Source organism: Serratia sp. CY82433 (assembly GCF_052166535.1).
Classification (GTDB): domain Bacteria; phylum Pseudomonadota; class Gammaproteobacteria; order Enterobacterales; family Enterobacteriaceae; genus Serratia; species Serratia sarumanii.
Genome location: NZ_JBJNOR010000010.1, coordinates 17,855 through 36,956, shown reverse-complemented (window position 1 = coordinate 36,956; position 19,102 = coordinate 17,855). Strand labels below are relative to the sequence as shown.

At 54.1% G+C, this 19,102-nt stretch carries 13 protein-coding genes, 4 tRNA genes, 1 rRNA gene and 1 other RNA gene; 17 read left to right on the top strand and 2 right to left on the bottom strand.

The window, feature by feature from the left end; translation table 11 throughout:
* From rrf to birA, 3 genes are all read left to right on the top strand, one after another.
* Nucleotides 1–113: ribosomal RNA gene (gene rrf / locus ACJ8PI_RS24360) — 5S ribosomal RNA — on the top strand; the annotation flags it as partial.
* A 377-nt stretch (nt 114–490) separates the two neighbouring features.
* On the top strand, nt 491–1,528 hold the full coding sequence (gene murB, locus ACJ8PI_RS24355; protein ID WP_319861664.1) for a UDP-N-acetylmuramate dehydrogenase: 1,038 nt from the start codon (nt 491–493) through the stop codon (nt 1,526–1,528).
* Entirely contained in the window at nt 1,525–2,487 is a 963-nt protein-coding gene (birA, locus tag ACJ8PI_RS24350) for a bifunctional biotin--[acetyl-CoA-carboxylase] ligase/biotin operon repressor BirA (protein ID WP_033636716.1), read from the top strand. Before murB ends, birA begins: the two co-directional genes overlap by 4 nt.
* 47 nt (nt 2,488–2,534) lie before the next feature.
* Here birA and coaA read toward each other — a convergent pair whose 3' ends face one another.
* Both coaA and ACJ8PI_RS24340 read right to left on the bottom strand, forming a co-directional pair.
* Nucleotides 2,535–3,485 (bottom strand): type I pantothenate kinase, encoded by a 951-nt coding sequence (coaA, locus tag ACJ8PI_RS24345; protein WP_033636718.1) that lies wholly within the window; start codon nt 3,483–3,485, stop codon nt 2,535–2,537.
* 219 nt (nt 3,486–3,704) lie between these two features.
* A complete protein-coding gene (locus tag ACJ8PI_RS24340) occupies nt 3,705–4,253 on the bottom strand; it encodes a GNAT family N-acetyltransferase (RefSeq protein ID WP_033650029.1) in 549 nt (182 codons plus the stop codon).
* Nucleotides 4,254–4,649: 396 nt separating this feature from the next.
* On the opposite strand from ACJ8PI_RS24340, the gene ACJ8PI_RS24335 reads away from it, so the two are divergent.
* The 14 genes from ACJ8PI_RS24335 to rpoC all read left to right on the top strand — a co-directional run bounded on the left by ACJ8PI_RS24335 (nt 4,650) and on the right by rpoC (nt 18,945).
* A tRNA-Thr gene (locus ACJ8PI_RS24335) sits at nt 4,650–4,725 on the top strand.
* A gap of 25 nt (nt 4,726–4,750) precedes the next feature.
* A tRNA-Tyr gene (locus ACJ8PI_RS24330) sits at nt 4,751–4,835 on the top strand.
* 46 nt (nt 4,836–4,881) lie between these two features.
* Nucleotides 4,882–4,997: non-coding RNA, RtT sRNA (locus ACJ8PI_RS24325), on the top strand.
* 36 nt (nt 4,998–5,033) lie between these two features.
* Nucleotides 5,034–5,108, top strand: a tRNA-Gly gene (locus ACJ8PI_RS24320).
* Nucleotides 5,109–5,114: 6 nt separating this feature from the next.
* Nucleotides 5,115–5,190, top strand: a tRNA-Thr gene (locus ACJ8PI_RS24315).
* Nucleotides 5,191–5,299: 109 nt separating this feature from the next.
* Nucleotides 5,300–6,484, top strand: coding sequence for an elongation factor Tu (gene tuf / locus ACJ8PI_RS24310; protein ID WP_015376315.1), 1,185 nt, complete (start codon nt 5,300–5,302; stop codon nt 6,482–6,484).
* A 260-nt stretch (nt 6,485–6,744) separates the two neighbouring features.
* The gene (gene secE / locus ACJ8PI_RS24305; RefSeq protein WP_004929916.1) at nt 6,745–7,128 is read left to right on the top strand and encodes a preprotein translocase subunit SecE; all 384 of its coding nucleotides are present in this window, start codon (nt 6,745–6,747) and stop codon (nt 7,126–7,128) included.
* Between the two features lies 1 nt (nt 7,129).
* Complete coding sequence (gene nusG, locus ACJ8PI_RS24300) at nt 7,130–7,675, top strand: transcription termination/antitermination protein NusG (protein ID WP_004929914.1); 546 nt, start codon at nt 7,130–7,132, stop codon at nt 7,673–7,675.
* A gap of 165 nt (nt 7,676–7,840) precedes the next feature.
* A complete protein-coding gene (gene rplK, locus ACJ8PI_RS24295; protein WP_015376316.1) occupies nt 7,841–8,269 on the top strand; it encodes a 50S ribosomal protein L11 in 429 nt (142 codons plus the stop codon).
* Between the two features lie 3 nt (nt 8,270–8,272).
* Nucleotides 8,273–8,977 (top strand): 50S ribosomal protein L1, encoded by a 705-nt coding sequence (gene rplA, locus ACJ8PI_RS24290; RefSeq protein WP_033636720.1) that lies wholly within the window; start codon nt 8,273–8,275, stop codon nt 8,975–8,977.
* A gap of 338 nt (nt 8,978–9,315) precedes the next feature.
* Nucleotides 9,316–9,813, top strand: coding sequence for a 50S ribosomal protein L10 (gene rplJ / locus ACJ8PI_RS24285; RefSeq protein WP_004929905.1), 498 nt, complete (start codon nt 9,316–9,318; stop codon nt 9,811–9,813).
* Between the two features lie 63 nt (nt 9,814–9,876).
* Nucleotides 9,877–10,242 (top strand): 50S ribosomal protein L7/L12, encoded by a 366-nt coding sequence (rplL, locus tag ACJ8PI_RS24280; protein ID WP_004929903.1) that lies wholly within the window; start codon nt 9,877–9,879, stop codon nt 10,240–10,242.
* Nucleotides 10,243–10,574: 332 nt separating this feature from the next.
* On the top strand, nt 10,575–14,603 hold the full coding sequence (gene rpoB / locus ACJ8PI_RS24275; protein WP_033636721.1) for a DNA-directed RNA polymerase subunit beta: 4,029 nt from the start codon (nt 10,575–10,577) through the stop codon (nt 14,601–14,603).
* A gap of 118 nt (nt 14,604–14,721) precedes the next feature.
* Complete coding sequence (rpoC, locus tag ACJ8PI_RS24270; protein ID WP_021505232.1) at nt 14,722–18,945, top strand: DNA-directed RNA polymerase subunit beta'; 4,224 nt, start codon at nt 14,722–14,724, stop codon at nt 18,943–18,945.
* The last annotated feature ends 157 nt before the right edge of the window (nt 18,946–19,102 follow it).

Below are 19,102 nucleotides of genomic sequence, written 5' to 3'. Positions count from 1 at the left end.
GGCGGCAATAGCGCGGTGGTCCCACCTGACCCCATGCCGAACTCAGAAGTGAAACGCCGTAGCGCCGATGGTAGTGTGGGGTCTCCCCATGCGAGAGTAGGACACTGCCAGGCATCAAACTAAGCCGAAAGCCCTGAACTGACGTTCAGGGCTTTTTGCTATGGGGAAAATAAATTCCCTGGCTGTATTTATTGCTTATAGAAATACCTCTATTGGCATATGCTGCTTATTTTCATAAGGAAGCATAATGTTTTTTGTCAGAGAAAAAGCTAGCTAAATATATAATTGATAGCTCCAGATTATTATTTAAATAATAAAAATATCTATTTATGAAGATGTTGATGAGAATTATCCGGTTATATCAAGGATAAATCTTAATTCTCCAGTGTATTAGGCGATAAATTTCACGTTAATTAAAACAAATATTAGCCAGACGCCTCGAATCGAGTAGACTAGGCGAAAGATTATTTCTTTATGGGTACTGAACGTTATGTCTACTGAAAGCGCGTCTTTAAAAAACCACAATACGTTTGCGCTCCCGGTCAACGCAGCGCACCTGATCATGGCCGATAGAATTGAGCTGATGCTCAAAGTGTGGCAACAAACGCGAAAGCGTCAGGAGCCGCTGCTGATTCTCGGTGAAGGTAGCAACGTGCTGTTCCTGGAGGATTTTTCTGGCACGGTAATGGTCAATCAGTTGAAAGGTATCGATGTTCGGGAAGATAACGATGCCTGGTATCTCCACGTCAGCTCCGGTGAAAACTGGCATGACCTGGTGCAATATACGCTGCAGGCCGGGATCTGCGGCCTGGAAAACCTGGCGTTGATTCCTGGATTGGCCGGCTCCGCCCCTATCCAGAACATCGGCGCCTACGGCGTCGAATTGAAAGACGTCTGCGAGTATGTCGATCTGCTGGACTTCTCTACCGGTGCTATCGATCGCATTCCGGCTGCCGAGTGTGGTTTCGGTTACCGGGAAAGCATTTTCAAACACCGTTTCCAAACCGGGCATGTCATTGTCGGGCTGGGCCTGCGTCTCAACAAACAATGGCAACCCAAATTGAGCTACGGCGATCTGGCCAGGCTGGATCCCGCCACGGTGACGCCGCTTCAGGTATTTGAATCCGTATGCGCCATGCGCCGCAGCAAGCTGCCCGATCCGCGTGAAACCGGTAATGCCGGCAGCTTCTTCAAGAATCCGCTGGTGAACGCAGAGAAAGCCGCAGAACTCATCGCCAAATATCCCGGCATGCCGCACTATCCACAGCAGGATGGCCAGGTGAAGCTGGCCGCCGGATGGCTTATCGATCAATGCGAATTGAAAGGATATCGTATCGGCGGCGCTGCGGTACACCGTCAGCAGGCGCTGGTGCTGGTGAACATCGACAACGCCCACAGCCAGGATGTGGTGGCGCTGGCGCGCCACATACGCAAGACAGTGGCCGATAAATTTGGCGTCTGGCTGGAGCCTGAGGTGCGTTTTATTGGCGCGACCGGTGAGCTGAATGCCGTGGCGGTGCTGTCATGAAAGATACCAAGGTTCCGTTAAAACTGATCGCGCTGCTGGCCGACGGTGAATTTCATTCCGGGGAACACCTGGGTGAGTCACTGGGCATGAGCCGTGCGGCGATCAATAAGCATATTCAGACCATTCGCGAATGGGGGTTGGATGTCTTTACCGTGCCCGGCAAAGGCTACAGCCTGCCTGGCGCCATCCAGCTGTTGGAAGCCGAGCGCATCCTCAGCCTGCTGGAAGACAAGCGTGTAAGCGTGTTGCCGGTGGTCGATTCCACCAACCAATACTTGCTGGACCGCATTGCCGAATTGCACTCTGGTGACGCCTGTGTCGCTGAATACCAGCAGGCAGGGCGAGGGCGCCGCGGGCGGCAGTGGATCTCGCCATTCGGCGCTAATTTATACCTGTCGATGTTCTGGCGACTGGAGCAGGGGCCGGCTGCGGCCATGGGGCTTAGCCTGGTGATCGGGATGGTGATGGCGGAAGTTCTGCAGCGTCTCGGTGCGGCCGATGTGCGCGTGAAGTGGCCTAACGATCTCTATCTGAACGATCGTAAATTGGCGGGGATCCTGGTCGAACTGACGGGGAAAACCGGCGATGCGGCTCAACTGGTCATAGGTGCCGGCATCAACCTGGCGATGCGTGATACCAATGCCAGCGCCATTACTCAAGGATGGATTAACCTACAGGAAGCGGGAATTCAGATCGATCGCAATGAGCTGGCTGCAACCCTGCTTAATGAACTGCGTCAGTCGTTGAAACAGTTTGAGATAGACGGACTGGCGCCCTTTATCGGTCGCTGGCGTACCCTGGATAACTTTATCGACAGGCCGGTCAAGCTGCTTATCGGCGAGCGGCAGATTGTGGGTATCGCCCGAGGAATCGATTCGCAGGGCGCGTTGCTGCTGGAACAAGACGGGGAGATCAAGCCCTTCATCGGTGGAGAGATATCGCTGCGCAGCGCAGAATAGTTAGAGAAAGCAGGGGACGGCAACGTCCCCTGAATCGAACGGTAGGCTTACTTTCTTAAACGCACGCTTTCAACGGCGTGGTTAGCGCTTTTGGTCATGATCAGGCTGGCTCGTTCGCGTGTAGGCAATATATTCTGCTGCAAATTCAACCCGTTAATTTCATTCCATAATTGCGTGGCGATATTAATCGCTTCCGGTTCCGGCAATTTTGAATAGTGATGGAAATAAGAATCGGGATTGGAAAATGCGCCTTGACGGAATTTCAGGAAGCGATTGATATACCAGCTTTGCAATAGCGTCTCCGGAGCATCGACATATATAGAGAAGTCGACAAAATCGGAAACGAATACGCGATGCGGATCGTGAGGATAATCCATGCCGCTTTGCAATACGTTAAGCCCTTCCAGGATCAAAATATCCGGTTGCTCGATGACTTTATTACCTTCGGGCACAACGTCATAGATCAAATGAGAATAAACCGGAGCGGTGACGCGTTTGGCGCCGGATTTCACTTCCGACACGAATTTCACCAGGCTATGCATATCGTAAGACTGCGGGAAGCCTTTTTTCTTCATCAGACCGCGCTCGTTCAGCACCTTATTAGGATGCAAGAAGCCGTCGGTCGTGATCAGCTCCACGCTGCGATGTTCAGGCCAGCGGCTCAGCAACGCTTGCAACAGACGAGCGGTCGTGCTCTTACCAACGGCTACGCTGCCGGCGATGCCGATGACATAGGGAATCTTTTGCCCGTCGGTGCCGAGGAATTGCTCCAGCACCGCCTGTCGGCGCAGGTTGGAACTGATATAGAAGTTCAACAGCCGTGACAGCGGCAGATAAATCTGCGCAACTTCTTCCAACGAGAGATCTTCGTTAATCCCTTTCAGTTTAACGATCTCTTCTTCCGACAACGTCAGCGGCACCGAATCTCGCAACGCCGCCCATTGGGTACGATCGAACTGTAGGTAAGGCGTTGCTAAAGATTGATCTCTTTTTATCATAAGCCAAATTCTGCCTGTTAACGCAGGTTGGGAAAGGCGCCGGACGCCAACTCCAGAGAATAAACAAGCTGCATATTATAGACAGCTTCGTTTTTGGCGTAGACTTTTTTCGCAAAAGTTGTCGATAGGCAGCAGTTTATGTCAATTGTGCGAAGCGGCGCGCAGTTGATAAAGCGGGGTTGCAAGGCGGCATCATCGGGGCCGGATACCGCCTGAAGGTTAACTGGCGATGGCGCGCGAAGGTTGGTTCACGGTGAACAGGCGTTTATAATAAATAACGGTCGGATGGTAATGCCCATCGGGCCCCGCCGCATAATCCGGCAGCTCGCCCAAACAGCGATAACCCAGGCTGCGATAAAGCGCTTCTGCTGCCGAACCGGCCTGCGTATCCAGGTACAATAGCCCGCGTTGCTGCTGCAGCGCTACGTGCTCCAGCGTCTTCATCAGCGCCTGACCTACGCCGTTGCGGCGAGCGCGGCTATGCACCAACAGCTTCACCACCTCCGCACGATTACGGCCGTTCGGCTTCTGACAGAGTTCGAGTTGCACGGTGCCAACGACGCCGCGCTCGTCGCGGGCAATCCACAGCAGCAGTTCACCTTTAGCCAGGGCCGGTCGCAGACTGTGGAAGTAACTCTCGGCGTCTTCGTGAGGGATTAAGGTGTCGTAACCGACAGAAGCGCCGTGCGTGACGGCATCGGTCAACAGGCGGGCTAATTCATCCCGGTAAATCGGCAGCGTAGCGGCGTTGATAGGCACTATTTTCATGAGTCATTCCTCCAGATATGGGGGTAATGAAGAGAAGCAATAACTGAGCCACAGCGGCGAAAGGCATGACGACGGCAAAAGGGTGAGGGATCAGTGTAGCTCACGCCTCGGTCCGGGGCAGGTATCCCCTTTTTGGTGCATCGATCCCGCTCACAGTTTACCGTTGCGGGTTAAGTGTTTTGAGAAGCCCGACACGGAGAAAGCGGCGCTCAAGGCTTGCAAAAAGTGGATAAAATTGTAGAGAATGATTGCCGCGAGTGGTGAATGTTTGCACGCCGCAGGCTGCGAATTGCATGACAGTATGCAAAATTGACTGATTTGTGAGCGAAAGTGCGCGTAAAGCAATTTTTTTGTTGCATAGGTCGCCCGCTCTACCTAGAATGCGCTGCACTTGATGCCGGCTTAGCTCAGTAGGTAGAGCAACTGACTTGTAATCAGTAGGTCACCAGTTCGATTCCGGTAGCCGGCACCATTCAAGTCACAAGTAGTTAAAATCTGGTGGGGTTCCCGAGCGGCCAAAGGGAGCAGACTGTAAATCTGCCGTCACAGACTTCGAAGGTTCGAATCCTTCCCCCACCACCAAATCTTGCCTTCGGCGATTAACTGAAATGCGATAAATGCCGCAACGGTTGATAGCGGGAGGAGAGGGCGAAAGCCTTCGGCAAGGTTCGAGCTGTGCAGCGCAAGGCGCAGCCGGCCCGAAGGATGCGAGCCGAGTGATGAACAATCCTGCTCCATCCCAAAATTCTACAGAAAAATCAGGTAGCCGAGTTCCAGGATGCGGGCATCGTATAATGGCTATTACCTCAGCCTTCCAAGCTGATGATGTGGGTTCGATTCCCACTGCCCGCTCCAAGATGTGCTGATATAGCTCAGTTGGTAGAGCGCACCCTTGGTAAGGGTGAGGTCGGCAGTTCGAATCTGCCTATCAGCACCACTTCTTAATTTCTCGCCCCCTGATTTTCTTTCTGTTCTGGATTCAACGAGCAAATGCTTGGTTGATGTGGTGATACCACCGATTTATCCGTGTCTTAGAGGGACAATCGATGTCTAAAGAAAAGTTTGAACGTACAAAACCGCACGTTAACGTCGGTACTATCGGCCACGTTGACCACGGTAAAACTACCCTGACTGCAGCGATCACTACCGTACTGGCTAAAACCTACGGCGGTTCTGCACGTGCTTTCGACCAGATCGATAACGCGCCAGAAGAAAAAGCTCGTGGTATCACCATCAACACCTCTCACGTTGAGTATGACACCCCGACTCGTCACTACGCGCACGTTGACTGCCCAGGGCACGCCGACTACGTGAAAAACATGATCACCGGTGCTGCGCAGATGGACGGCGCGATCCTGGTAGTTGCTGCGACTGACGGCCCAATGCCTCAGACTCGTGAGCACATCCTGCTGGGTCGTCAGGTTGGCGTTCCTTTCATCATCGTATTCATGAACAAATGCGACATGGTTGATGATGAAGAGCTGCTGGAACTGGTAGAAATGGAAGTTCGCGAACTGCTGTCCGCTTACGACTTCCCAGGCGACGACCTGCCAGTAATCCGCGGTTCCGCGCTGAAAGCGCTGGAAGGCGAAGCTGAGTGGGAAGCGAAAATCATCGAACTGGCTGAAGCGCTGGACAGCTACATCCCAGAGCCAGAGCGTGCTATCGACAAGCCGTTCCTGCTGCCAATCGAAGACGTATTCTCCATCTCCGGTCGTGGTACCGTTGTTACCGGTCGTGTTGAGCGCGGTATCATCAAAGTTGGCGAAGAAGTTGAAATCGTTGGTATCAAAGACACCGTTAAGTCTACCTGTACTGGCGTTGAAATGTTCCGCAAACTGCTGGACGAAGGCCGTGCTGGTGAGAACGTAGGTGTTCTGCTGCGTGGTATCAAACGTGAAGAAATCGAACGTGGTCAGGTACTGGCGAAGCCAGGCTCTATCAAGCCACACACCCAGTTCGAATCTGAAGTGTACATCCTGAGCAAAGATGAAGGTGGTCGTCACACGCCATTCTTCAAAGGCTACCGTCCACAGTTCTACTTCCGTACAACTGACGTGACCGGTACCATCGAACTGCCAGAAGGCGTAGAGATGGTAATGCCAGGCGACAACGTGAACATGGTTGTAACCCTGATTCACCCAATCGCGATGGACGACGGTCTGCGTTTCGCAATCCGTGAAGGCGGCCGTACCGTTGGCGCAGGTGTTGTTGCTAAAGTTATCGCTTAATCGCTGATAAAGTTTGACGCGACACGCGGTAAAAGGGCATCATTTGATGCCCTTTTTCTACGCTGTGAACTAGAACCTATCTCATCAGCGATTTTGCAGTCATAATCATTGGTGAGATGGGCTCTTAAACCGTATTGACTGAAATACGTCATGGCGTAAAACACCGGGATAGCGCTGAAGCGGTATCCGATCGGTTTGGTTTGCCTCGCAATGCGAGGCAAAGTTGTTTGTTCTGAATCATCATTGTGACAGGTTGGTTTATGAGTGCGAATACCGAGGCTCAAGGGAGCGGACGCGGCCTGGAAGCGGCAAAGTGGCTGATCGTCGCCGTTCTGTTGGTTGTGGCTATTGTCGGTAACTATTACTACCGTGATTTAAGCCTGCCATTGCGCGCGCTGGCAGTTGTGCTGATCATCGCCGTTGCAGGTGCAGTGGCTCTGATGACCACCAAAGGCAAAGCCACCGTTGCGTTTGCCCGCGAAGCGCGTACCGAAGTACGTAAAGTGATTTGGCCAACTCGTCAGGAAACGCTACACACCACGTTGATCGTTGCCGCGGTAACCGCCGTGATGTCACTGATTCTGTGGGGGCTGGATGGTATTCTGGTCCGTCTGGTGTCGTTTATTACTGGCCTGAGGTTCTAAAATGTCTGAAGCTCCAAAAAAACGTTGGTACGTCGTTCAGGCGTTTTCCGGTTTTGAAGGTCGCGTAGCACAATCGCTGCGTGAACACATCAAACTGCACGATATGGAAGAGTTGTTCGGCGAAGTGATGGTGCCTACGGAAGAAGTGGTTGAAATCCGTGGCGGCCAACGTCGCAAGAGCGAGCGTAAATTCTTCCCTGGCTACGTGCTGGTGCAGATGGTGATGAATGACGCCAGCTGGCACCTGGTGCGCAGCGTACCGCGCGTCATGGGGTTCATCGGCGGTACGTCTGACCGTCCTGCGCCGATCAGCGATAAAGAAGTTGATGCGATCATGAACCGCCTGCAGCAGGTTGGTGACAAGCCGCGTCCGAAAACGCTGTTCGAACCGGGCGAGCTGGTGCGCGTCAACGACGGCCCGTTTGCCGATTTCAACGGTGTGGTCGAGGAAGTCGATTACGAGAAGAGCCGCCTGAAAGTTTCCGTTTCCATCTTTGGCCGTGCAACGCCGGTGGAACTGGACTTCAGCCAGGTTGAGAAAGGCTGATCGAATAATCAGCAACGAGTGGCCCGTTGCCGCTTGTCAAAGGCGCGAAATTGAACTACAATTTCGCGCCTTTTGTTTTTAGATGCCTTGCCTGATGCATGTTGGGCGGGGTGAAACACGGGGAGCCTCTTGCGAGGCGATACTACCCAAACCGAGGAAATTTAAATGGCTAAGAAAGTACAAGCCTACGTCAAGCTGCAAGTTGCAGCTGGTATGGCGAACCCGAGCCCACCAGTGGGTCCAGCTCTGGGTCAGCAGGGCGTTAACATCATGGAATTCTGTAAGGCATTCAACGCTAAGACTGACAGCGTTGAAAAAGGTCTGCCGATTCCGGTTGTTATCACCGTTTATTCTGATCGCTCCTTCACTTTCGTTACCAAAACCCCGCCAGCAGCAGTTCTGCTGAAAAAAGCGGCTGGTATCAAGTCTGGTTCCGGTAAGCCGAACAAAGACAAAGTAGGTAAAGTGACTCGTGCTCAGGTACGTGAAATCGCAGAAACCAAAGCTGCGGACATGACTGGTTCTGACGTTGAAGCGATGACTCGCTCCATCGAAGGTACCGCTCGTTCCATGGGCCTGGTAGTGGAGGATTAAGAGATGGCTAAGCTGACCAAGCGCATGCGCGTGATCCGTGACAAAGTTGATGCTACTAAACAGTATGACATCGCTGAAGCTGTTGCTCTGCTGAAAGAGCTGGCCACCGCTAAATTCGTAGAAAGCGTTGACGTTGCCGTTAACCTCGGCATCGACGCTCGTAAATCTGACCAAAACGTTCGTGGCGCTACCGTTCTGCCACACGGCACCGGTCGTTCCGTTCGCGTTGCCGTATTTGCCCAAGGCGCTAACGCTGAAGCAGCAAAAGCTGCCGGCGCAGAGCTGGTAGGTATGGACGATCTGGCTGACCAGATCAAGAAAGGCGAAATGAACTTCGACGTTGTTATTGCTTCCCCGGATGCAATGCGCGTTGTAGGTCAACTGGGCCAGATCCTGGGTCCACGCGGCCTGATGCCAAACCCGAAAGTGGGTACCGTTACTCCGAACGTTGCTGAAGCAGTGAAAAACGCTAAAGCAGGTCAGGTTCGCTACCGTAACGACAAAAACGGCATCATCCATACCACTATCGGTAAGGTTGATTTCGACGCAGACAAACTGAAAGAAAACCTGGAAGCCCTGCTGGTTGCGCTGAAAAAAGCAAAACCTTCTCAGGCGAAAGGTATGTACATCAAGAAAGTTAGCCTCTCCACCACCATGGGTGCTGGCGTTGCTATCGATCAGAGCGGTCTGTCTGCTGCAGCGAACTAATCGCATTTGCGATTATCGCTTTGACTTGGGGCCAAGATTTGTCTAGAATCTTATGCCCCAAGGTTTTGCTATTGGCTATGCCGTAGGCAAAACAAAGATTTTTCGGTTGGAGCCTGGCCTATCCAGGCCTCCGTCCAAGACCGCAGGTGTATCGCAAGATACTTAATCCTTCCTGCGTAGACGGTGACAGAGCCTAAGAAAATTTTTCTTTTTTATAAAAGAATGTCTTTGCTGGATTCTGCTCACCGTGTTAAGCCGCTCGGCGTGGCGTTTTACAAAGCGCCGAGTGAAGTGAGTTCCGGGGGATTTTCCCCGGCTAATCCAGGAGCAAAAAGCTAATGGCATTAAATCTTCAAGACAAACAAGCGATTGTTGCTGAAGTCAGCGAAGTAGCCAAAGGCGCGCTGTCTGCGGTTGTTGCGGATTCCCGCGGCGTTACCGTAGATAAAATGACTGAACTGCGTAAAGCAGGTCGTGAAGCTGGCGTTTACATGCGTGTTGTTCGCAACACCCTGATGCGTCGCGTAGTTGAAGGCACTCCATTCGAATGCCTGAAAGACACGTTTGTCGGTCCAACCTTGATTGCATTCTCTCACGAACACCCGGGCGCTGCTGCTCGTCTGTTCAAAGAGTTCGCGAAAGCGAATGCAAAATTCGAGGTTAAAGCTGCGGCCTTTGAAGGTGAGCTGATCCCAGCGGCGCAAATCGACCGCCTGGCGACGCTGCCAACTTACGAAGAAGCGATCGCACGCCTGATGGCAACCATGAAAGAAGCCGCTGCCGGCAAACTGGTTCGCACTCTGGCTGCAGTACGCGATCAGAAAGAAGCGGCGTAAGCCATTCTTTCTTAGCCTTTGCTAACGTATTTAAACTATTTCTGAATTTTAGGAACAATTGTTATGTCTATCACTAAAGACCAAATCCTGGAAGCAGTTGCCGCTATGTCCGTAATGGACGTTGTTGAACTGGTTTCCGCTATGGAAGAAAAATTCGGCGTTTCTGCTGCTGCTGCTGTAGCTGTAGCTGCTGGCCCGGCTGAAGCTGCTGAAGAGAAAACTGAATTCGACGTTATCCTGAAAGCTGCTGGCGCTAACAAAGTTGCTGTTATCAAAGCAGTACGTGGCGCTACCGGCCTGGGTCTGAAAGAAGCTAAAGACCTGGTTGAATCTGCTCCAGCCGCTCTGAAAGAAGGCGTGAGCAAAGATGACGCAGAAGCTCTGAAAAAATCTCTGGAAGAAGCTGGCGCTGAAGTTGAAGTTAAATAAGCCAACCTTTCCGGTTGCAGCCTAGTCTTTTAGGCTGATGGCTGGTGACTTTTTAGTCACCAGCCTTTTTGCGCTGTAGGGCGCCAGTAGCGTTTCACACTGTTTGGCTGCTGGTTTCGCCTCCCAATGTTTGTTTCTATTGACGACTTAATATACCGCGGTCTTTGCACTACCAGGAGTTCTGGGGGAAGACGCGATGAAATGGTTTAAGCGTGATAGCAAGAGACATTGCGGAAAGTGTTCCCGCTTTCCGGTCGACAAAACGGTGTTGCATGAACTGTCCCTAATCGGACGGACAGATTGGGTCACTGATCAGCGAGCTGAGGAACCCTATGGTTTACTCCTATACCGAGAAAAAACGTATTCGTAAGGATTTTGGTAAACGTCCACAAGTGCTGGACATACCATATCTCCTTTCTATCCAGCTTGACTCGTTCCAGAAGTTTATCGAGCAAGATCCAGAAGGGCAGTACGGCCTTGAAGCCGCATTCCGTTCTGTTTTCCCTATCCAGAGCTACAGTGGCAATTCGGAGCTGCAATACGTTAGCTACCGTCTTGGTGAGCCGGTCTTCGACGTCAAAGAGTGCCAGATCCGTGGTGTGACGTTCTCTGCACCGCTGCGCGTAAAACTGCGCCTGGTTATCTATGAGCGCGAAGCGCCTGAAGGTACGGTCAAAGACATCAAGGAACAAGAAGTCTACATGGGCGAAATTCCGCTCATGACCGAAAACGGCACCTTTGTGATCAACGGTACTGAGAGGGTTATCGTATCTCAGTTGCACCGTAGTCCTGGCGTATTCTTCGACAGCGATAAGGGCAAAACCCACTCCTCGGGTAAAGTGCTGTACAACGCACGCATCATCCCTTACCGCGGTTCATGGTTGGACTTCGAGTTCGATCCGAAGGACAACCTGTTCGTGCGTATTGACCGTCGCCGCAAACTGCCTGCGACCATCATTCTGCGCGCGCTGAACTACACCACTGAACAGATCCTCGACCTGTTCTTTGACAAGATCGTCTTCGAAATCCGTGACAACAAGCTGCAGATGGAGCTGGTGCCAGAGCGCCTGCGTGGTGAGACCGCTTCGTTCGACATCGAAGCCAACGGCAAGATCTACGTAGAGAAAGGCCGTCGCATCACCGCTCGTCATATCCGTCAGCTGGAAAAAGACGACATTCAGAGCATTGAAGTACCGGTAGAGTACATCGCGGGCAAAGTGGTCGCGAAAGACTATATCGATACCAATACCGGCGAACTGATCTGCGCAGCCAACATGGAGCTGTCGCTGGATCTGCTGGCCAAGCTGAGCCAGTCCGGCCACAAGCGCATCGAAACGCTGTTCACCAACGATCTGGATCACGGCGCGTACATCTCTGAAACGCTGCGCGTCGATCCGACCACCGATCGTCTGAGCTCGTTGGTAGAAATCTACCGCATGATGCGCCCTGGTGAGCCGCCAACGCGCGAAGCTGCCGAAAGCCTGTTCGAGAACCTGTTCTTCTCCGAAGACCGCTACGATCTGTCCGCGGTTGGCCGTATGAAGTTCAACCGTTCTCTGCTGCGCGACGAGATCGAAGGTTCGGGCATCCTGAGCAAAGACGACATCATCGAAGTGATGAAGAAGCTCATCGATATCCGTAACGGCAAGGGCGAAGTGGACGATATCGACCACTTGGGCAACCGTCGTATCCGCTCCGTCGGCGAAATGGCCGAGAACCAGTTCCGCGTAGGTCTGGTGCGTGTTGAGCGTGCGGTGAAGGAGCGTCTGTCTCTGGGCGATCTGGATACCCTGATGCCTCAGGACATGATCAACGCCAAGCCGATTTCGGCGGCGGTGAAAGAGTTCTTCGGCTCCAGCCAGCTGTCCCAGTTCATGGACCAGAACAACCCGCTGTCCGAGATCACGCACAAGCGCCGTATCTCCGCACTGGGCCCGGGCGGTCTGACCCGTGAGCGCGCCGGCTTTGAAGTTCGAGACGTACACCCGACCCACTACGGCCGCGTGTGCCCAATCGAAACGCCGGAAGGTCCAAACATCGGTCTGATCAACTCCCTGTCCGTGTACGCACAGACTAACGAGTATGGCTTCCTGGAAACCCCGTACCGCCGCGTGCGTGACGGCGTGGTGACCGATGAAATCAACTACCTGTCTGCTATTGAAGAAGGCAACTTCGTTATCGCCCAGGCGAACTCCAACCTGGATGAAGAAGGCCGCTTCGTAGAAGACCTGGTCACCTGCCGCAGCAAAGGCGAATCAAGCCTGTTCAGCCGCGACCAGGTTGACTACATGGACGTATCCACCCAGCAGGTTGTTTCCGTTGGTGCTTCACTGATTCCATTCCTGGAACACGATGACGCCAACCGTGCATTGATGGGTGCGAACATGCAACGTCAGGCCGTACCTACCCTGCGCGCTGACAAGCCGCTGGTTGGTACCGGTATGGAACGCGCCGTAGCGGTTGACTCCGGCGTAACCGCCGTTGCCAAACGCGGCGGTGTGATCCAGTACGTGGATGCTTCCCGTATCGTTATCAAAGTTAACGAAGACGAGATGTACCCGGGCGAAGCAGGTATCGATATTTACAACCTGACCAAGTACACCCGTTCTAACCAGAACACCTGCATCAACCAGATGCCGTGTGTGAATCTGGGTGAGCCAATCGAGCGCGGCGACGTGCTGGCGGATGGCCCATCGACAGACCTGGGCGAACTGGCACTGGGCCAGAACATGCGCGTAGCGTTCATGCCTTGGAACGGCTACAACTTCGAAGACTCCATCTTGGTCTCCGAGCGCGTGGTGCAGGAAGATCGCTTCACCACCATCCACATCCAGGAACTGGCGTGCGTGTCTCGCGACACCAAGCTGGGGCCTGAAGAGATCACTGCCGACATCCCTAACGTGGGTGAAGCTGCGCTCTCCAAGCTGGATGAATCCGGTATCGTGTATATCGGTGCTGAAGTGACCGGCGGTGACATTCTGGTCGGTAAGGTAACGCCTAAAGGCGAAACCCAGCTGACGCCGGAAGAGAAACTGCTGCGTGCGATCTTCGGTGAGAAAGCGTCTGACGTTAAAGACTCTTCTCTGCGTGTACCGAACGGCGTTTCCGGTACGGTTATCGACGTGCAGGTCTTCACCCGCGATGGCGTGGAAAAAGACAAACGCGCGTTGGAAATCGAAGAGATGCAACTGAAGCAGGCGAAGAAAGACCTGACTGAAGAACTGCAGATCCTGGAAGCCGGCCTGTTTGCGCGTATCCACGCGGTGCTGGTTGCCGGTGGCATCGAAGCCGACAAGCTGAGCAAGCTGCCGCGCGATCGCTGGCTGGAACTGGGCCTGACCGACGAAGAGAAGCAAAACCAGCTGGAGCAGCTGGCTGAGCAGTACGACGAACTGAAATCCGACTTCGAGAAGAAGCTGGAAGCCAAGCGTCGTAAGATCACTCAGGGCGACGATCTGGCGCCGGGCGTGCTGAAAATCGTCAAGGTTTATCTGGCCGTTAAACGTCAGATCCAACCGGGTGACAAGATGGCGGGCCGCCACGGTAACAAGGGTGTTATCTCCAAGATCAACCCGATCGAAGATATGCCTTACGATGAAAACGGCACGCCGGTAGACATCGTACTGAACCCGCTGGGCGTACCATCACGTATGAACATCGGTCAGATCCTGGAAACCCACCTGGGTATGGCTGCGAAAGGCATCGGTGAGAAGATCAACCAGATGCTGAAGCAGCAGCAGGAAGTGGCCAAGCTGCGTGAGTTCATCCAGAAGGCCTACGATCTGGGCGACGACGTTTGCCAGAAAGTTGACCTGAACACCTTCAGCGACGACGAAGTGCTGCGTCTGGCAGAGAACCTGAAAAAAGGTATGCCGATCGCAACGCCGGTGTTTGACGGTGCGAAAGAGACTGAAATCAAGCAACTGCTGGAAATGGGCGGTATCCCGACCTCCGGTCAGATCACGCTGTTCGATGGCCGTACCGGTGAGCAATTCGAGCGCCAGGTTACTGTCGGCTATATGTACATGCTGAAACTGAACCACTTGGTTGACGATAAAATGCACGCCCGTTCAACCGGTTCTTACAGCTTGGTGACTCAGCAACCTCTGGGTGGTAAAGCGCAGTTCGGTGGTCAACGCTTCGGTGAGATGGAAGTGTGGGCACTGGAAGCATATGGCGCGGCTTATACCCTGCAGGAAATGCTCACCGTTAAGTCGGATGACGTTAACGGCCGTACCAAGATGTACAAAAACATCGTGGATGGCGACCACCGGATGGAGCCAGGCATGCCGGAATCCTTCAACGTACTGTTGAAAGAAATCCGCTCGCTCGGCATCAACATCGAACTGGAAGACGAGTAATCGTCATGCCGGCTCAGGCTCCCCGCCTAAGGGAGCCTGAGGGTGGTTGTTCAGGTCACACGGGTACCTACTGCGGTTGTGGGTACCCAACAGGTTTAACTCCGACAGGAGCCAATCCGTGAAAGACTTATTGAAGTTTCTGAAAGCGCAAACTAAGACCGAAGAGTTTGATGCGATCAAGATTGCTCTGGCCTCGCCAGACATGATCCGTTCGTGGTCGTTCGGTGAAGTTAAGAAGCCGGAAACCATTAACTACCGTACGTTCAAACCAGAGCGTGACGGCCTTTTCTGCGCCCGTATCTTCGGGCCGGTAAAAGATTACGAGTGCCTGTGCGGTAAGTACAAGCGCTTGAAACACCGCGGCGTGATCTGTGAGAAGTGCGGCGTTGAAGTGACCCAGACCAAAGTGCGTCGTGAGCGCATGGGCCACATCGAGCTGGCTTCGCCGACCGCGCACATCTGGTTCCTGAAATCGCTGCCATCCCGCATCGGTTTGCTGCTGGATATGCCGCTGCGTGACATCGAACGCGTACTGTACTTCGAATCCTATGTGGTGGTCGAAGGCGGTATGACCAACCTCGAACGTCGTCAGATCCTGACCGAAGAGCAGTATCTGGACGCGTTGGAAGAGTTCGGTGACGAATTCGACGCCAAGATGGGTGCGGAAGCTATTCAGGCCCTGTTGAAAAACATGGATCTGGAAGCCGAGTGCGAGCAGCTGCGTGAAGAGCTGAACGAAACCAACTCCGAAACCAAGCGCAAGAAGCTGACCAAGCGTATCAAGCTGCTGGAAGCGTTCGTGCAGTCCGGTAACAAACCGGAGTGGATGATCCTGACCGTGCTGCCGGTACTGCCGCCGGATCTGCGCCCGCTGGTTCCGCTGGATGGCGGTCGTTTCGCGACCTCGGATCTGAACGATCTGTATCGCCGCGTGATCAACCGTAACAACCGTCTGAAACGCCTGCTGGATCTGGCTGCGCCGGACATCATCGTGCGCAACGAAAAGCGTATGCTGCAAGAAGCGGTAGACGCCCTGCTGGATAACGGCCGTCGCGGTCGTGCCATCACCGGTTCCAACAAGCGTCCTCTGAAATCTTTGGCCGACATGATCAAAGGTAAGCAGGGTCGTTTCCGTCAGAACCTGCTCGGTAAACGCGTTGACTACTCCGGCCGTTCCGTAATCACCGTAGGCCCATACCTGCGTCTGCATCAGTGCGGTCTGCCTAAAAAGATGGCGCTGGAGCTGTTCAAACCGTTCATCTACGGCAAGTTGGAGCTGCGTGGCCTGGCCACCACCATCAAAGCCGCCAAGAAAATGGTTGAGCGTGAAGAAGCCGTCGTTTGGGATATCCTGGACGAAGTGATCCGCGAACACCCGGTACTGCTGAACCGTGCACCAACCCTGCACCGTTTGGGTATCCAGGCGTTTGAACCGGTTCTGATCGAAGGTAAAGCGATCCAGCTGCACCCGCTGGTTTGTGCGGCCTATAACGCCGACTTCGATGGTGACCAGATGGCCGTTCACGTACCGCTGACGCTGGAAGCCCAGCTGGAAGCGCGTGCGCTGATGATGTCCACCAACAACATCCTGTCCCCTGCGAACGGCGAGCCAATCATCGTTCCTTCTCAGGACGTTGTACTGGGTCTGTACTACATGACCCGCGACTGTGTTAACGCCAAGGGCGAAGGCATGGTGCTGAACGGTTCCAAAGAAGCTGAGCGTGTTTACCGCGCCGGCCTGGCGTCTCTGCATGCGCGCGTTAAAGTGCGTATCACCGAAGACGTCAAAAACGCCGAAGGCGAATGGACTTCTCAGACCAGCATCATCGACACCACCATCGGCCGCGCCATCCTGTGGATGATCGTACCGAAAGGTCTGCCGTACGCGATCGTTAACCAGCCTTTGGGCAAGAAAGCGATCTCCAAGATGCTGAACACCTGTTACCGCATCCTGGGCCTGAAGCCGACCGTTATCTTTGCTGACCAGATCATGTACACCGGTTTTGCTTACGCAGCCCGTTCCGGCGCTTCCGTAGGTATCGACGACATGGTTATCCCGGCCAAGAAAGCGGAGATCATCGAAGAAGCGGAAACCGAAGTTGCCGAGATCCAGGAGCAGTTCCAGTCTGGTCTGGTTACCGCCGGCGAACGCTACAACAAAGTGATCGATATCTGGGCTGCAGCGAACGAACGCGTTGCGAAAGCGATGATGGAAAACCTGTCGGTAGAAGACGTGGTTAACCGTGACGGCGAAGTGGAACAGCAAGTTTCCTTCAACAGCATCTTTATGATGGCCGACTCCGGTGCGCGTGGTTCCGCCGCTCAGATTCGTCAGCTGGCCGGTATGCGTGGTCTGATGGCGAAGCCGGACGGCTCCATCATCGAAACGCCAATCACCGCGAACTTCCGTGAAGGTCTGAACGTACTCCAGTACTTCATCTCCACCCACGGTGCTCGTAAAGGTCTGGCGGATACCGCACTGAAAACCGCGAACTCCGGTTATCTGACCCGTCGTCTGGTTGACGTGGCGCAGGATCTGGTTGTGACCGAAGACGACTGTGGCACCCACGACGGCATCCTGATGACTCCGGTTATCGAAGGTGGCGACGTGAAAGAGCCGCTGCGTGAACGCGTTCTGGGCCGTGTGACGGCAGAAGACGTCCTCAAGCCGGGTACGGCGGACATTCTGGTGCCACGCAACACCCTGCTGAACGAGAAGGCGTGTGACCTGTTGGAAGAGAACTCTGTCGACAGCGTTAAAGTCCGTTCCGTGGTGAGCTGTGAAACCGACTTTGGTGTGTGCGCAAACTGCTACGGTCGCGACCTGGCACGTGGCCACATCATCAACAAAGGTGAAGCCATCGGCGTTATCGCGGCACAGTCCATCGGTGAGCCGGGTACACAGCTGACGATGCGTACGTTCCACATCGGTGGTGCGGCATCTCGTGCGGCTGCTGAATCCAGCATCCAGGTGAAAAACAAGGGTAGCATCAAGCTGAGCAACGCGAAGTTCGTTATGAACGCTGCGGGCAAGCTGGTGATCACCTCGCGTAACACCGAACTGAAACTGATCGACGAATTCGGCCGTACCAAAGAAAGCTACAAGGTGCCTTACGGTGCCGTGATGGGCAAAGGCGACGGTGAAGAAGTTAACGGCGGCGAAACCGTCGCTAACTGGGATCCGCACACCATGCCGGTCATCAGTGAAGTCAGCGGCTTCATTCGCTTCGCGGACATGGTCGACGGCCAGACCATTACTCGCCAGACCGACGAACTGACCGGTTTGTCTTCTCTGGTAGTTCTGGACAGCGCAGAGCGTACCGGTAGCGGTAAAGACCTGCGTCCGGCACTGAAAATCGTTGACGCTCAGGGCGAAGACGTATTGATCCCAGGCACCGATATGCCTGCTCAATACTTCCTGCCGGGCAAAGCGATCGTTCAGCTGGAAGACGGCATTCAGATCGGTGCGGGTGATACCCTGGCGCGTATTCCTCAGGAATCCGGCGGTACCAAGGATATTACCGGTGGTCTGCCGCGCGTTGCCGACCTGTTCGAAGCACGTCGTCCGAAAGAGCCGGCAATCCTGGCTGAAATCAGCGGGATTATCTCGTTCGGTAAAGAGACCAAAGGCAAACGTCGCCTGGTGATCTCTCCGCTGGACGGCAGCGACGCTTACGAAGAGATGATTCCGAAATGGCGTCAGCTTAACGTGTTCGAAGGCGAAGTGGTGGAACGTGGCGACGTCGTATCCGACGGCCCAGAGTCTCCGCACGACATTCTGCGTCTGCGTGGCGTGCATGCGGTTACCCGCTACATCACCAACGAAGTGCAGGAAGTTTACCGTCTGCAAGGCGTTAAGATTAACGATAAGCACATCGAAGTTATCGTTCGTCAGATGCTGCGTAAAGGCACTATCGTTAGCGCTGGTGGCTCCGAGTTCCTGGAAGGCGAGCAGGCTGAAGTGTCTCGCGTCAAGATTGCCAACCGTCAGCTGGAAGCTGAAGGTAAGATCCCGGCAACCTTCTCGCGCGATCTGCTGGGTATCACCAAGGCTTCCTTGGCGACCGAGTCCTTCATCTCCGCTGCATCGTTCCAGGAAACGACGCGCGTTCTGACCGAAGCTGCCGTAGCCGGCAAGCGTGATGAACTGCGTGGCCTGAAAGAGAACGTCATCGTGGGCCGTCTGATCCCAGCCGGTACCGGTTACGCTTATCATCAGGATCGCATGCGTCGCCGTGCTCAGGGTGAAGCGCCGGTTGTTCCGCAAGTCAGCGCGGAAGAAGCGACGGCTAACCTGGCCGAGCTGCTCAACGCAGGCCTGGGCGGCAGCGACGACGAGTAATCGTCATCCGCGCCGCGGGCCCGGCATGCCGGGCCCATCGCCAGATAAACCGCTCCCTCGGGGGCGGTTTTTTTTCGCCTCATGCCGGGGCAGAGCAAACTTTGCTACTATGGTTACAGCAGAAATTGACCGGCGCTATTTACCTGACAACCAAGGA